The sequence below is a fragment of the Nitratireductor sp. GISD-1A_MAKvit genome, from assembly GCF_040819555.1.
In the GTDB taxonomy this organism is placed as follows: Bacteria; Pseudomonadota; Alphaproteobacteria; order Rhizobiales; family Rhizobiaceae; genus Nitratireductor.
Genome location: NZ_CP161920.1, coordinates 3701592 through 3716902, shown reverse-complemented (window position 1 = coordinate 3716902; position 15311 = coordinate 3701592). Strand labels below are relative to the sequence as shown.

Here is a 15311-nt window from a genome sequence, read left to right as displayed (position 1 = left end):
GGCTGTGGCAGAAGCGCGGAAACAGTCGCCTATAGCCGGAGACCCGATTGAAGCCTGCGCGTGCCAAACGCCGGAACGATGACCGGCGAAATTCAAAGAAACAGACAGCTCCGAGCGAGAAGCCGCAGCGGCACGCCGCGTCGAGCGCTCGTCCGGCGCCGCCAAGGCGCAGCGGTGAACTGCCGGGTGAGCACCTGCCGGTCATTCTCGAAGTGCTGCCCAATGAAGACTATACGCTGATCGATTCCGGCGGCGGGCAGAAACTCGAGCAATATGGGCCCTACCGTATCGTGCGACCGGAAGGGCAGGCGATCTGGCAACCCGCGCTTGGCCCGTCGGAATGGAACAGGGCGGATGCCATCTTTACCGGCGATACGGACGAAGAAGGCATGGGACGCTGGCGTTTCCCTAAAGAGCCGCTGGGGGAGACCTGGCCGATGCGCCATGACGGGATCGACTATCTGGGCCGCTTCACCTCGTTTCGCCATGTGGGTGTGTTTCCCGAGCAGGCAACCCACTGGTTGCACATGGAAACGCTGGTGCGCGAGGCGCGCCGCCCGGTGAAAGTGCTGAACCTTTTCGGTTATACGGGGCTTGCCTCGCTGGTTGCGGCCCGGGGCCGGCGCGGAAGTGACCCATGTGGATGCGTCCAAAAAAGCCATTGGCTGGGCGCGCGAAAATCAGGAAATGGCCGGCCTTGGCGACAGGCCGATCCGCTGGATCTGTGAGGACGCCGTAAAATTTGCCGAGCGCGAGGCGCGGCGCGGCAATGCCTATGACATTGTGCTGTTCGACCCTCCGGCCTATGGGCGTGGGCCGAAGGGCGAAGTGTGGCAGCTGTTCGAGGATCTGCCCTATCTGGCCGATCTCTGCCGCTCGATCCTGACTCCGAAGCCGCTGGCGGTGGTGCTGACGGCCTATTCCATTCGCGCTTCCTTCTTCGCCATCCACGCCCTGATGCGTGACACATTTGCCGGCGATGGTGGCCGGGTGGAATCGGGAGAACTCATCATCCGCGAGAAGTCGGCAGGCCGCGCGCTGTCCACCTCGCTGTTTTCGCGCTGGGTGGCATCATGAGCGGACATGAATACGAGCGGCGCAGGCCGGGTCAGGTGAAGGAAGTCACCAGCCTCACCAATCCCATCATCAAGGATATTCGCGCGCTGGCGCAGAAGAAGTATCGCGACCGCGAACACGCCTTCATCGCCGAGGGGCAGAAACTGGTGAGAGACGCGTTCGACGCCGGCTGGACGATCCGCACGCTGCTCTATGCCAAGGCGGGGCGCGGCAATGAGGCAGTAGAGCGGCTGGCCGCCCGCACCGTTGCAGCCGGTGGTCTGGTGCTGATCGTCAGCGAGAAGGTGATGTCTGCCGTCACCAAACGCGACAATCCGCAGATGGTGGTGGGTGTCTTCGAGCAGAAAACCGTGAAGCTCGAAACGGTTAACCCGGCCGAGGGCGACGTCTGGGTGGCGCTCGACCGGGTGCGCGATCCCGGCAATCTCGGCACGGTTCTGCGCACTGTGGATGCCGTGGGCGCGAAGGGGGTTATTCTCGTGGGCGACTGCACCGACCCGTTTTCCTTCGAGACGGTCCGGGCCACGATGGGATCCATATTTGCCGTGCCAGTCGTGCGTGCAAGTGAGGAGGCGTTTCTCGCCTGGCGGAAGGGGTTTTCCGGACGGGTCGTTGGCACGCATCTTAAAGGCTCGGTCGATTATCGCACCGTCGATTACAACAATGCGCCAGTCCTGCTTCTGATGGGCAATGAGCAACAGGGCCTGCCGGACCAGCTTGCCGAAAGCTGCGATACGCTGGTTCGCATTCCACAGGCCGGGCGTGCGGATTCGCTCAACCTCGCTGTGGCAACGGGCGTGATGCTCTATGAAATCCGGCGCGCGGCGCTGCCGCTTGAAGAGAGGGACAGAGCATGAGCACGCGCGCCATCGTGTTTTACGCTGTGCTGATCGTGCTCTTCACGGTCGCAGATCAGGGGGTGAAGGAACTGGTCGAGACCATGATGCCGCTGCATGAGCGGATCGATCTTGTGCCGTTCCTCTCACTTCTGCATTCGCGCAACACCGGAATTGCCTTCTCAATGTTCTCCGGCTCGAGCGATCTTGCGCTCAGCCTTGTGATGGCGGGCGTGATCGTGTTCATCGGCTATCTCGCGCTGCGCACGGGAGCTGCACAAATCTGGGCCCGGCTTGGATTTGCTCTCATCCTGGGGGGAGCGTTCGGCAATCTGATCGACCGGCTGAGCAATGGTTTTGTTACCGATTACATCTATTTCCATACACCGGTCTGGTCGTTTGCAATTTTCAATCTTGCGGATGTCTTCATCACGGTTGGAGCGGGGCTTGTGATCCTTGAAGAGTTTCTCGACTGGCGCCGGGGGCGTTCGGGCGGCGAGACGCGCGCGGATTGACCTTGCGCGCACCGCGCCGCAAAGTCTGACATCTCGACAAGCGCAACCAGCCGGAGTGAGTGATGGCGGACACGTTTCAAGCGGTTTTGATCTCGCGCGATGAGGACGGGAAGCAGTCCGTGGACTGGACGGAGCTTTCCGAGGACGATCTGATGGAAGGCGATGTCACCGTCGCCGTGAAGGCAACCACCGTCAACTACAAGGACGGGCTCGCCATCACCGGAAAGGCGCCCGTGGTGCGGCGCTTTCCGCTCGTGCCGGGCATCGACTTCGCCGGCACGGTTGTGAAATCCGCCCATGCCGACTGGAAAGAGGGCGATAAGGTCATCCTCAATGGCTGGGGCGTGGGCGAAACGCATTACGGTGCCTATGCTGAACGTGCGCGGGTCAACGGCGACTGGCTGGTGCCGCTGCCGGACGGAATGAGCGCGAAGGATGCGATGGCGGTGGGCACTGCCGGTTACACAGCCATGCTCTGTGTGATGGCGCTGGAGCGCCACGGCATCACGCCGGAACGCGGGCCGGTGGTGGTGACGGGGGCTGCCGGCGGTGTTGGCTCGGTCGCCATCGCGCTTCTGGCCGGGAAGGGGCATCACGTGATCGCTTCCACAGGACGCGCATCCGAGGCAGATTATCTGAAGGAGCTGGGTGCGGCGGAAATTATCGACCGGGAGGAGCTTTCCGGTCCCGCCCGTCCGCTCAGCAAGGAACGCTGGGCCGGCGGTATCGACGCGGTGGGCAGCCACACGCTCGCCAATGTGCTTTCCATGACCTCCTATGGCGGCGCGGTCGCGGCCTGCGGGCTGGCGCAGGGCATGGACCTGCCGGCCAGTGTGGCGCCATTCATCCTGCGCGGTGTTTCGCTGCTTGGCGTTGATTCGGTCATGGCGCCGAAGGAACTGCGCATGGAGGCCTGGCAGCGCATTGCCAAAGAGCTCGACCACAAGAAGCTGGGCGCGATAGCGAGTACCGTGCCTTTCAGTGAAGTGATCGCGGTTGCAAGCGATGTCCTTCAGGGAAAGGTGCGTGGGCGCGTTGTTGTCGAGATGCCCGGTAAAGACAATCACTAAAATTCGAACGGCTCGTCAAAAACTTCCGTAATTCTCGACCGCGTATTGTTTGCGCCATGACAATTGCGGGGAAACACTCGGGCGACAATGGCGTGGCAAAGGCGCTCTCTCAGAAGCGGCCCCTCGCGCAAGCGGATTCGCATAAGGCCGCCGGCGCTTGCCCCGATGCGGCTTCCGGTTCAGTCCCACCGCGGTGAGGTGGGCGTTGGTCTTGCGATCTTCATGATTGCCGGGCTCAGCCATTTGACGGGAGCCTCACCGCTGATCGGCATGACACTGCTGGCGCTTGGCTGCGCGGCTCTTGCGGTTGCCTTCCGAGCCTCTCTGGCGGATCGACGCATTGCGTCGGCACTGGCCGAGTCCGAGGCGGTCAATCGGGGCGAGCTGGAAGAACTGGCCGACCGCATGTGGGAGCTGCGTGAAAGCGAGGAGCGCTTTCACGGGCTGGTGGATGCGCTGGGCGACCTGATCGTCCACCGCGACCGCAGCGGCCGTATCGTCTATGTGAACCGCGTTTTCGCCGATCTTCTGGGTCGCGACCCTTCATCACTGGTGGGTCGCACGCTGAGCCAGCTCGGGATCGATATCGGCCTCGTGCCGGATGCCGCCTTCACCGATGGCGAATGCCTGAGTTCCACGGATGTGGCGATCCACACACGCGGTGGTGTGCGCTGGTATTCGTGGATCGAGCATTCGGTGCGCGACGACAGCGCCGATTCGGTCTCGCACCGGGCCATTGCGCGTGACATCACCGCCCGCAAGCGGGCCGAGACGGCGCTGATCAACGCGCGCGAGCGTGCCGAACAGGCAAGCCGCGCCAAATCGAGCTTCCTTGCCACGGTGAGCCATGAAATCCGCACCCCGATGAACGGCATTATGGGGATGGCGACGCTTCTAGCCGACACGGAACTGACGCCCGAGCAGCGCACCTATGTGGGTGCGGTTTCCACCTCGGCCAGCGCACTGGTGGCGCTGATCGAAGACCTGCTCGATTATTCAAAGATCGAGGCGGGGCGGCTGGAGCTGGAACCGCAGGCGATCGCGGTCAACGAGCTCGTGGAAAACGTGGTCGAACTGCTGTCTGCCCGCGCCTTTGCAAAGAACATCGGTCTCGGCTGCTACATCGCGCCGGATGTGCCCGAAACCATCACGGCGGATCCGGGTCGTCTGCGCCAGGTGTTGATCAACCTGCTTGGGAACGCACTGAAGTTCACCGATGAGGGCGGGGTGATGGTCGCGGTCTCTCGGGACGAAAAAAACGGCGCGCCGGCATTGCGGATCTCCGTTTCTGATTCCGGACCCGGGCTCGAGCAGGACGACATCAACCGCATTTTCAAGGATTTTGAGCAGGTCGACGGAAGTTCCACCCGCCGCCATGGCGGGGCGGGGCTCGGCCTTGCCATCACCAAGCGAATAGTCGACGCCATGAACGGCGCGATCAGCGTCGCGAGCACGCCGGGCGAGGGGTCGGAGTTTGCCGTGCTTCTGCCGCTGGACGAAGCGGTGGAAGATGCGGGTCGCATCGAACCGGTGCTGGAAGGGATCAACGCGGTCATCCTCTCGCCCTTCGCGCAGGAGGCAGAGGCGATTGCGATGACCGTGCGCGTTCATGGCGGGCGCGCCGCCATTGCCGCCAGTGCGGAGGACGCGGCACGCCTTGTGGAGGAAGGCGGCAAACCTTTCAACACATTGCTGGTGGATGCCTCTCTGGAGAGCGACGATGGCGCGCTGATCACCCGTCTGCATCAGCTGGGCGTGGGGAGCGGCCGCGCGCTGACGCTCATCACACCATCCGAGCGCGGGCGCCTGGCGGCATTTCGTGCCAGTGGTTATGCCGCTTTTCTCGCCCGCCCCGTGCGCAGCAAAACGCTCCTGCGCCTGCTGCCGGGCAACAGGCGCGCGCCCGCCTGGCCGGGGCCGCAGGCGGAGGCACCGCAGACTTCAGAGAATTCACACCCACAGAAAAACGGGCTCAGCATACTCGTGGCCGAGGACAACGAGATCAATGCCATGCTGGCCCGCGCCGCACTGGCGCGCGCAGGGCACCGTGTCAGGCTCGTTTCCAACGGACGCGAGGCGGTGGAGGCGGTGAATGCGCCGGGTACACGCTTTGATGCGGTGCTGATGGATCTGCACATGCCGGTGATGGACGGGCTCGACGCCATCAACGCCATCCGCCGACACGAGGAAGAAACCGGGCTGGCGCCGCTGCCCATCCTCGTTCTCACCGCCGACGGGCAGGAGGAGACGCGCAGCGGCGTGCTCGCTCACGGTGCCAATGGCTTTGTCACCAAACCGCTCGACCCGGACGAGCTTCTGGCCGCGCTGGAAATGCAGATCACGGCCTGAGAAGAGGGTGGGGGACACCGGCCCGGTGCCCGCTGTGACGGCCTCTTTCTCCCAGCACCCGCTCGTCATCCCCGGGCTTGACCCGGGGATCCATTCCGTGACCGGTGTGGCGGGTTCTGGCCGACCGGCATGGATCCTCGGGCCAAGCCCGAGGATGACGAAGGGGAGAGGTGGCTTCGTTATTCACCTCCGGTGAGGGGACAGACCCAGGTGCGGAATGAGCGGTTCGATGGGGCGGGTTGCGAATGCGGCATTGCCGTGCCTTCACCCTCATCCTGAGCTTCCTGAGCGTGTCGAAGGGCGAAGGGCGCGGGTAAAGCATGCACGCCCCTCGCCACCGCCGCTGCACTCCCTGCCGCCCTCGCCCTTCGACACGCTCAGGATGAGGGCTGTGTCGGCCTTCGCCCTCCAAGCACCGCTTCATCCCGGGCCTGACCCGGGATCCACTGAGAAGCAGGGCCGGGTTTCGCAGAAGGCGCTGCCGATGGAGCAGGGGTGATGCCCGCGCCCCAACATCCGCTTGCCGCCTACCCCCGTGAGACGGTAGTGTCATAGTTCTGTCGCAAGCGATCACTATTTCAGCTTCAACGCCAAGCGGAGGAGCAACAGCAATGCAGGGCATCACGCTGAACCGGACGCCTCTTGATGATCAGGCCGCAAGGCCGCCGTTGGCCAGCGCTGCCGATGACGCGTTGCTGGGCCGCATCGGAGCACTTGAAGTGCGCCTTGCACGCGACGAGCAGGAGATTGCTGCCGCCCAGACGATCCGTTTTCAGGTTTTCTATCAAGAGCTGGGCGCAAAGGCGCCGCTGGGCACCTTTAGTGCCAACCGCGACGCGGATGCGTTTGATGCCGTGTGCGACCACCTTCTGGTGCTGGACACCACGCTTCCGGGCGAGGATGTGGACCGCATTGTCGGCACCTACCGGCTTTTGACGCCCGAGGGCGCGCGCCGGGCGGGAAAGTTCTATTCCGCAGACGAATTCGCCATTGAAACGCTGATGGCCCGCCATCAGGGCCGCCGCTTTCTGGAGCTTGGCCGCTCCTGCGTTCTGCCGCCCTACCGCACCAAGCGCACGATCGAGCTTCTGTGGCAGGGCATCTGGGCCTATTGCCGCAGGAAGCGCATCGACGTGATGATGGGCTGCGCCTCCTTCCCCGGCGTGGTGCCGGCCGCCCATGCGGAGGCGCTGTCCTTCCTCGGGCATTTTTGCCAGGTGGAGGCGGAATGGCATGTGCGCGCCGTCGCCAGCCGCTATGCCCCGCTCGACCTGATGCCGAAGGAGGCGATCCAGACCCGCTCGGCACTCGCCGCCATGCCGCCGCTCGTCAAAGGCTATCTCCGCCTCGGCGCCCGCTTTGGCGATGGCTGCGTGATCGACCATGATTTCGGCACCACGGATGTGTTCGTCGTGCTGCCGGTGGAGGCGATCTCGGACCGGTATATCAATTACTACGGGGCAGAAGCGCAGCGCTTTGCTGCTTGAGGAGTGGGGAGCTAAGTGATTCCCCACTCCTGTACTTTCACTTTTCTCTACGGACACCCTTGAAAGGGGTGCCGTCTTTCTTGCCATCCATGAACCTACCGGTGTCGGCATCCCTTTTGGTCCAAGTCTGTGTTTTAGGGTTATAGATCTGGGAGCGATCGCGAACAGCGCCAAAACGCCGCCCGTCTCCTTTTGGGGGATTGGTAGCCATAATGCTTCCTTTAGGTGGTGTGGCAAAGAGGCGAGCAGTAGTAACAGCCGTTGGTCTGGCTGTAATACTGTTGGGCTTTCCGCACCGCGGGAGGGCAAGAGTCATACTCTCCGAGATAAAGACGGTTCGCTTCCTGAGGCATGAAAGTGCAACCTGCTTTATGGACCTCATGATCGCCATTCAACTGGGCGTTTTGATTCACGTAGTAACTAGCCATTTAGCGGCTTCCTTTTTTCATTGTTTGAAATTAGGCGGGTATTCACCACAATCGCAAAGTATCACGACTGTGATACTGGTTTTAGTATAGCGGTCGTGATACTGTCAAGGGCGAAAATCGGAGGCAGCTATGTCTGTTGAATTTGGGGAAAAACTTCGCAAGCGCCGTCTCGAACTAGGGCTCACACTCGATCAGCTAGCGGAGAAAATTGGGTCACGGAAAGCGTATGTCTGGCAGTTGGAAAACAAAAAGCCAGCGAAGCCGTCAGGGGAATTGCTCTTAAAGATTGCAAACGTCTTGGACATTGCAGCCGAGTTTCTGATAGATGATTCGGTTGAGATGCCAACAGGAAGACATGTAGAGATTGCACTAGCCAGAGGGGCCAGAAATCGTAATCTCACACAAGCTGATTTGGATAAGCTTTTTAAAATTTCAGACGCGGGTACCGATGGCGAAGCTGCTAAAGGAAGCAAATAGAATCATAACGCTGTGGAGAAAGTACGGGCCGGGAGGGGATAAAATTGATCTGGAAAGTGTATTCAATGAAGTTGTCTTGCCAGCTTCTTCCGGAGATAGCTGTGAAATAAAGTATGATGAGTTTGATGCATTTGAAGGCCTGATGGCACGGGAAGGAAATGCGCGGAAGTGGGTCATCGGTATCAACAAGGGCATACCCTACGCGCCTCGGCGGAATTTCACGCTGGCGCATGAAATCGGTCACTTCATTGGGCATAGGTATAAAAGACAAGACTTTCAGTGCTCTTTTGAGGACTTGAATGATTTCCAAGATGAAATCTTAGAAAAAGAAGCCAACGATTTCGCAGCCCATCTTTTGATGCCGCCGGATATAATTCGGAAATTTGACTCCGAGCGTATATTCTCTCATGAGGTAGTTGTAGAATTAGCAGAGAGACAAGGAGTCTCGCGTGCCGCAGCAGCTTATCGTTGGGTGGGGCTGAGCAACAGAAGGGTCGGTTTCGTGATCAGTCGCGATGGTTTTTTCACCCAAGGGAGAGCTAGCGAAAAGGCCTACAAAGAGGGAGTTTTCTTTCGGCAGGGTGATGAGGTTCCATCCCGAAGTGTAGTCACAAGTCTATCTGTAACAGGACGGCGAAGTTGTACTTCCGTAGATGGCGGCGTTTGGCATCCTAATTCAGGATGTCATGAGACAAGCTACGTCGCAACTGTAGGGGATTATATATATACATACCTAGATTTCGACCAAAGCGAAATGTGTTCAGAGCGATCGGCGGCGCCACAGTAGCACATGAGAATTGCTGCATTCGGATCGCCGCAGAGGTTAGTATAGATATCGGGGTCACTTCACCCCATCGCGCTTCCTCCCTTGAACTCACCCCCCGGCATTATAAGCCGCAATCGCCGCCATGTTCACGATATCGGAATCCTTCGCATTCAGCGAAACCACCTGAACCGACTTGTTCAGCCCCACCAGAAGCGGGCCGATGACGGTGGAGCCGCCCAGTTCCTGCAGCATCTTGGTGGAGATGGAGGCGGAGTGGAAGGCGGGCATGACGAGGACGTTGGCCGGGCCCGACAGGCGGCAGAAGGGATATTGCTGCATCAGGTCCGGGTTCAGCGCCACATCGGCGGCCATCTCGCCATCATATTCGAAATCGACCCGGCGCTTGTCGAGGATTTTCACCGCCTCCTGCACACGCTCGGAGCGCTCGCCCGGCGGGTGGCCGAAGGTGGAATAGGCGAGCATCGCCACGCGCGGCTCATAGCCCATGCGACGGGCCTGCCCGGCGGCTTCCTCGGCAATGTCGGCCAGCTCCTCGGAATTGGGCATGTCGTGCACCGCCGTGTCGGCGACGAGCACGGTGCGCCCGCGGCACAGCGCCAGCGTGACGCCGATCACCCGGTGGCCGGGGCGCGCGTCGATCACGCGGCGCACATCGTCGAGCACGGTGGAATAGTTGCGCGTTACGCCGCTCACCATCGCATCCGCATCGCCCAGCGCCACCATGGTGGCGGCGAAATGGTTGCGGTCGTTGTTGATGAGGCGCTGCGCATCGCGGAAGAGATAGCCCTTGCGCTGCAGGCGTTCATAGAGATGGTCGGCATAGATGCTGTTGCGGCGCGAAAGCCGCGCATTGATGATCTCGATGCCGGATTTGGAAAGATCGACACCCGCCTGCCGCGCCGTCTCGCGGATCTGCTCCTCGCGGCCGACGAGAATGGCCGTGCCGAGCTTCTGGTTCACATAAGAGGCGGCGGCGCGCATCACCTGCTCTTCCTCGCCCTCGGCGAAGACCACGCGCTTGGGCTGGCGGCGCACCCGGTCGTAGATGCGCTGGAGTGTGGAGGCGAGCGGATCGCGGCGGGCCGAAAGCTCGTTTTCATATTTGCGCATGTCGAGGATGGGGCGGCGGGCAACACCCGAATCCATCGCCGCCTTTGCAACAGCCACCGGCACCGCCGAGATGAGACGCGGATCGAACGGCACGGGAATGATGTAGTTGGGGCCGTATTTGGGGCGGTTGCCCTGATAGGCGGCGGCCACGTCGTCCGGCACGTCCTTGCGGGCAAGCTCGGCCAGCGCCTCTGCGGCGGCCACCTTCATCGCGTCGTTGATGGTGGTCGCGCGCACATCGAGCGCGCCACGGAAGATATAGGGGAAGCCGAGGACGTTGTTCACCTGGTTGGGATAGTCCGAGCGGCCCGTCGCCATGATGGCGTCGGTGCGGATTTCGGCCACTTCCTCCGGCGTGATCTCCGGGTCGGGATTGGCCATGGCGAATATGATCGGGTTTTTCGCCATGGACTGCACCATGGCCGGCGTCAGCGCACCCTTGGCCGACAGGCCGAAGAACACATCCGCCCCGTCCAGCGCTTCGGCAAGCGTGCGCTTGTCGGTCTCGACGGCATGGGCGGATTTCCACTGGTTCATGCCTTCCTCGCGGCCCTTGTAGACCACGCCCTTCGTGTCGCAGAGGAAGACGTTTTCCGGCGCAAGGCCAAGCGATTTGGCAAGCTCGATACAGGCAATGCCGGCAGCCCCCGCGCCATTGCAGACAAGCTTTGTCGTCTTGATGTCGCGGTCGGTGAGGTGCAGCGCGTTGATGAGGCCGGCAAGTGCGATGATCGCCGTGCCGTGCTGGTCGTCATGAAAGACGGGAATGTCCATCAACTCGCGCAGCCGGCTTTCGATGATGAAGCACTCGGGCGCCTTGATGTCTTCCAGATTGATGCCGCCGAAGGAGGGGCCGAGCAGCTTGACGCAGTTGACGAAGGCGTCGGCGTCTTCGGTGTCGACTTCGAGATCGATGGAATCCACATCGGCGAAACGCTTGAAGAGCACGGATTTGCCCTCCATCACCGGCTTTGAGGCAAGCGCGCCCAGATTGCCAAGGCCGAGGATCGCCGTGCCGTTGGAAATGACGGCCACCATGTTGCCGCGCGTCGTGTAGTCGAAGGCGCGGCTCGGGTCTTCGGCAATGGCCTGAACGGGTACGGCCACGCCTGGAGAATAGGCGAGCGACAGGTCGCGCTGGGTGGCCATCGGCTTGGTGGGGTTGATTTCCAGCTTGCCGGGTCTGCCGGTGGCGTGGAAGTCCAGCGCTTCCTGCGGGCTGACGGACGGTCCCTGACGTTCAGACTTTTTATCGTTGGGCATGTCGGCTTGTTTCCTCCGGAAGACGGGCTCTGGCTTGTGCTTTCTGTGGAGTTTTGCCAGTGACGGGTGCATAAGGCTACACTTTTGCCCAGTAAATGGCCAAGCAGATTGAAGCTATTGATTTGAAGCCAGTACAAAGCCAATACAAAGGCCGGGGGAGCCCTCCTTGAACGACGAAACGCCGATGCGCCAAAAGGCAATGCAGGCCGCCGCCGGGGCAACGCCCATGATGGCGCAATATATCGAAATCAAGATGGCCAATCCCGATTCGCTCCTGTTCTATCGGATGGGCGATTTCTACGAGCTGTTCTTCGATGATGCGGAAGTGGCAAGTCGGGCGCTGGGCATCACGCTCACCAAGCGCGGCAAGCACCAGGGCGACGACATTCCCATGTGCGGCGTTCCGGTGCACGCCGCTGACGATTATCTGCAGAAGCTGATCGGCCTTGGCCATCGCGTCGCCGTCTGCGAGCAGATGGAAGACCCGGCGGAGGCCAAGAAGCGCGGCTCGAAATCCGTGGTGCGGCGCGACGTGATCCGGCTGGTCACGCCCGGCACCATCACCGAGGAAAAGCTGCTCGATCCATCCGAGGCCAACTACCTGATGGCGCTTGGCCGGGTAAAGGGCGGGGATGAGAGCCTTGCGCTTGCCTGGATCGACATTTCCACCGGCGCGTTTCGCGTCGCACCCACGCGGCCCCGACAGGCTACTGGCCGATGTGCTGCGCATCGATCCGCGTGAGCTGATCGTGCCCGAGGCCGTCTATTATGACGAAGCCTTCCGCCCGACCTTCGATGTGCTGGGCCGGGTGGCCAATCCGCAGCCGGCCAACCTGTTCGATTCTGCTTCTGCCGAAATGCGCCTGACACGCTTTTATGGCGTGGCAACGCTGGAAGGCTTTGGCCGCTATTCGCGTGCCGAGCTTTCGGCCATCTCCGGCGCGGTCGCCTATGTGGAGAAGACGCAGAAGGCTGAACGCCCGCCGCTTGGCCGTCCCGAGCGGGACGACGAGGGCGCGAGCCTCTTCATCGATCCGGCCACCCGCGCCAATCTGGAGCTTGGCCGCACGCTTTCGGGCAGCCGCGATGGCAGCCTTGCCAAGGCCATCGACCGCACGGTGACGGGCGCGGGCAGCCGGCTTCTCTTCGAACGGCTCATGTCGCCGCTCACCGATCCGGAGGCGATTGGCGCGCGGCTCGATGCGGTGTCGTTCTTTCTTGGCGAGCCGGGCCTGCGTGAGGATATGCGCCGGCTGTTGAAAGGTGTGCCGGACATTGCCCGCGCGCTCTCGCGTCTGGCGCTCAACCGTGGCGGCCCGCGCGATCTGGGCGCGCTTGCCTCCGGCTTTGAGGCGGCGCATGGCGTGGCTGAATTGCTTCAGGGCAAGGAAGCGCCTTCAGAAATTTCCGGGGCGCTTTCTGGCATTGCGGGCCTGCCCATCGAGTTTGCGGCGCATCTTTCGCGGGCGCTCGCCGATGAACTGCCGCTCTTGAAGCGCGATGGCGGCTTCATCCGCGCCGGCTACAATGAAGAGCTCGATGAAATGCGCGCGCTGCGCGACCAGTCGCGCCGGGTGATCGCCGAAATGGAGCGGCAGCTTGCCGAGGAGACGGGCGTCAAGTCGCTCAAGATCCGGCACAACAATGTGCTTGGTTACTATATCGAGGTCACGGCCAACAATGCCGGCGTGATGACCGGCACGGACGAGGCGAAGGCGCGCTTCATGCATCGCCAGACCATGGCCAACGCCATGCGCTTCACCACGACAGAGCTGGCGGAACTGGAAACGAAAATCGCCAATGCCGCCGACCGCGCCCTGCAGATCGAGCTTGGTGTATTCGATCAACTGCTGTCGGAAGCCGTTTCTTCTGCCGACCGTATTCGCGCTGCCGCCGATGCGCTGGCGGTGCTCGACGTTTCGGCCGCACTTGCCGAATTGGCAGAGGCGGAAAACTACTGCCGCCCGCAGGTGGATGACAGTCTCGACTTCCATATCGAGGGTGGACGGCATCCGGTGGTCGAGCAGGCGCTGCGCAAACAACTGGCCGAACCCTTCGTCGCCAATGATTGCGATCTCTCGCCCACTGACAAGGAACAGGCAGGTGCGATCTGGCTTCTGACCGGCCCGAATATGGGCGGTAAATCGACCTTCTTGCGCCAGAACGCGCTGATAGCGGTGATGGCGCAGATGGGCTCCTTCGTGCCCGCATCCGTTGCCCGCATCGGCGTGGTAGACAGGCTCTTCAGTCGGGTTGGCGCATCCGACGATCTGGCGCGGGGCCGCTCGACCTTCATGGTCGAGATGGTGGAGACGGCGGCGATCCTCAATCAGGCGGGCCCGCGCGCACTGGTGATCCTCGATGAGATCGGCCGGGGAACGGCCACTTTCGACGGCCTCTCCATCGCCTGGGCAGCGGTGGAATATCTGCATGAACAAAACCGCTGCCGCGCGCTCTTCGCCACTCATTTCCACGAGATGACTGCGCTTTCCGAAAAACTCGGGCGCTTGTCCAACGTCACCATGCGGGTGAAGGAATTCGAGGGCGATGTGGTGTTCCTGCACGAGGTGGGGCGCGGCGCGGCCGACCGTTCCTATGGTGTGCAGGTGGCGCGCCTTGCCGGCCTGCCGCATGCGGTGGTGGAGCGGGCGCGCGAAGTGCTTCAGCAGCTCGAAGAGGGCGAGACCTCCGGCAAGGCCTCGAAGCTGATCGACGATTTGCCGCTCTTCTCGGTGGCGGCGAAGCAGGATGCGAAAGCGCCGCAGACGACTGATCGCGTCGGCGAGGAACTGCTGGCGATCAACCCCGATGATCTGACGCCGCGCGAGGCGCTGGAGACGCTTTATCGTCTGAAGCAGCTTGCGGCGGAGAAATAGGCTGCGCGTGGTGACTTAAAGCGCGTCACCCCAGTCGGCCTTGCGGGCGGCCTTGAAGGTGCGGCCTTCGCGACGGGTGACAAGGCGTTCGTCCAGCGCGCCATCGCTGGTGCACAGTTTCAGGCGCACCATGCCACTGGCCGTCTTCGGCGGGGCAAGCACGCGGTCGAGGCGGTCGTCAGGGGCATGGCGTGAAACCGCCAGATAGCTGAACTTCTCGTCCTCCCACGGCACCTCGCCGCCCTTGGCGGTGCGGTGCAGGCGCGAGCGGGCGACGCGGCGCGAAAAATGACACCAGTCGGGCGCTGCCACCGGGCAGGGCGCGTGATGCGGGCAGGGGGCGAGAATGTGCCCGCCAAGGGCGATGAGCCGGTCGCGCGCGGCGAGAATGCGCTGCCATCCGGCAGGGGTTCCGGGTTCAACGATCACCAGCGTGTCGACCGTCAGCGCCCAGAGGCGGTCGATCAGAGTATCGCGTACCGCCGGAGCGAGCTCGTCCAGAACATAGCAGAGCGTCACGAGGTCGGCGGGTGCGATATCGGCAAGACCGTCTTCGATGCTTGCCGCATGCCACCTGGCTTCCACGGGAAGAGCTTCAGCAAGCCTCGCGCCGGTCTCGCGCATGGCAGCGCTCGTTTCGACCAGCGTTGCGGTATCGAGCTCGGGCCATTCCGCGCGGGCCGCCCAAAGCGCGGTGCCGGGGCCTGCGCCCACATCGAGCATGCGCGATGGCGCAAGATCCCGACGCCGGGCCGCCGTTTCCGAAAGGCACTGGCGTATGGCGGCATAGGTGGCGGGCAGGCGCGTTGCCAGATAGGCTTTTGCCGCCAGCGCGTCGCCCACATGCAGGGCGCCGTCGCGGGTTTCAGCACGGTAGCGTTCTGAGAGGCGCCGCGCGGCATCCTGAATCTCGGAAAGCGGCGTGCCTTCCAGAAACGCGTCGACTGCCTGGCGCAGCGGTGCGGGAAGCTCCATTTGAAACCCGTGTGCTTGATGTGCGAAACGGCTGCGACATAGCGGCAGGCGGTAAAACCCG

The 15311-nt window shown here is 62.2% G+C and carries 9 protein-coding genes and 2 pseudogenes; 9 read left to right on the top strand and 2 right to left on the bottom strand.

Annotated features, from left to right (window positions below; genetic code table 11):
* The first annotated feature begins 47 nt into the window (after positions 1–47).
* From AB2N04_RS19095 to AB2N04_RS19060, 8 genes and pseudogenes are all read left to right on the top strand, one after another.
* Positions 48–1077 (top strand): annotated as a pseudogene (locus AB2N04_RS19095) (class I SAM-dependent methyltransferase).
* Positions 1074–1934 carry a TrmH family RNA methyltransferase gene (locus AB2N04_RS19090; protein WP_367716311.1) on the top strand — a complete coding sequence of 287 codons (861 nt, stop codon included), beginning with the start codon at positions 1074–1076 and terminating at the stop codon, positions 1932–1934. The pseudogene AB2N04_RS19095 and the gene AB2N04_RS19090 overlap by 4 nt, the downstream one beginning before the upstream one ends.
* Positions 1931–2428 (top strand): signal peptidase II, encoded by a 498-nt coding sequence (gene lspA / locus AB2N04_RS19085; protein ID WP_367716309.1) that lies wholly within the window; start codon positions 1931–1933, stop codon positions 2426–2428. The genes AB2N04_RS19090 and lspA overlap by 4 nt, the downstream gene beginning before the upstream one ends.
* Before the next feature lie 62 nt (positions 2429–2490).
* Positions 2491–3498 (top strand): MDR family oxidoreductase, encoded by a 1008-nt coding sequence (locus AB2N04_RS19080; RefSeq protein ID WP_367716308.1) that lies wholly within the window; start codon positions 2491–2493, stop codon positions 3496–3498.
* 165 nt (positions 3499–3663) lie between these two features.
* Positions 3664–5847: an ATP-binding protein gene (locus tag AB2N04_RS19075; RefSeq protein WP_367716307.1), complete on the top strand. Its 2184-nt coding sequence runs from the start codon at positions 3664–3666 to the stop codon at positions 5845–5847.
* A 611-nt stretch (positions 5848–6458) separates the two neighbouring features.
* Positions 6459–7334 (top strand): GNAT family N-acetyltransferase, encoded by an 876-nt coding sequence (locus AB2N04_RS19070; RefSeq protein ID WP_367716306.1) that lies wholly within the window; start codon positions 6459–6461, stop codon positions 7332–7334.
* 557 nt (positions 7335–7891) lie between these two features.
* On the top strand, positions 7892–8239 hold the full coding sequence (locus AB2N04_RS19065) for a helix-turn-helix domain-containing protein (protein WP_367716304.1): 348 nt from the start codon (positions 7892–7894) through the stop codon (positions 8237–8239).
* A complete protein-coding gene (locus AB2N04_RS19060; protein ID WP_367716302.1) occupies positions 8211–9026 on the top strand; it encodes an ImmA/IrrE family metallo-endopeptidase in 816 nt (271 codons plus the stop codon). The genes AB2N04_RS19065 and AB2N04_RS19060 overlap by 29 nt, the downstream gene beginning before the upstream one ends.
* Before the next feature lie 87 nt (positions 9027–9113).
* Here the strand turns inward: AB2N04_RS19060 and AB2N04_RS19055 are convergent, their stop codons facing one another.
* Positions 9114–11399: an NADP-dependent malic enzyme gene (locus AB2N04_RS19055; protein ID WP_367716300.1), complete on the bottom strand. Its 2286-nt coding sequence runs from the start codon at positions 11397–11399 to the stop codon at positions 9114–9116.
* Between the two features lie 226 nt (positions 11400–11625).
* Between AB2N04_RS19055 and mutS the strand changes: the two are divergent.
* Positions 11626–14275, top strand: a pseudogene (gene mutS / locus AB2N04_RS19050) (DNA mismatch repair protein MutS).
* Between the two features lie 15 nt (positions 14276–14290).
* On the opposite strand, the gene AB2N04_RS19045 reads toward mutS, so the two are convergent.
* Positions 14291–15250 carry a small ribosomal subunit Rsm22 family protein gene (locus tag AB2N04_RS19045; RefSeq protein WP_367716298.1) on the bottom strand — a complete coding sequence of 320 codons (960 nt, stop codon included), beginning with the start codon at positions 15248–15250 and terminating at the stop codon, positions 14291–14293.
* Between the last annotated feature and the right edge of the window lie 61 nt (positions 15251–15311).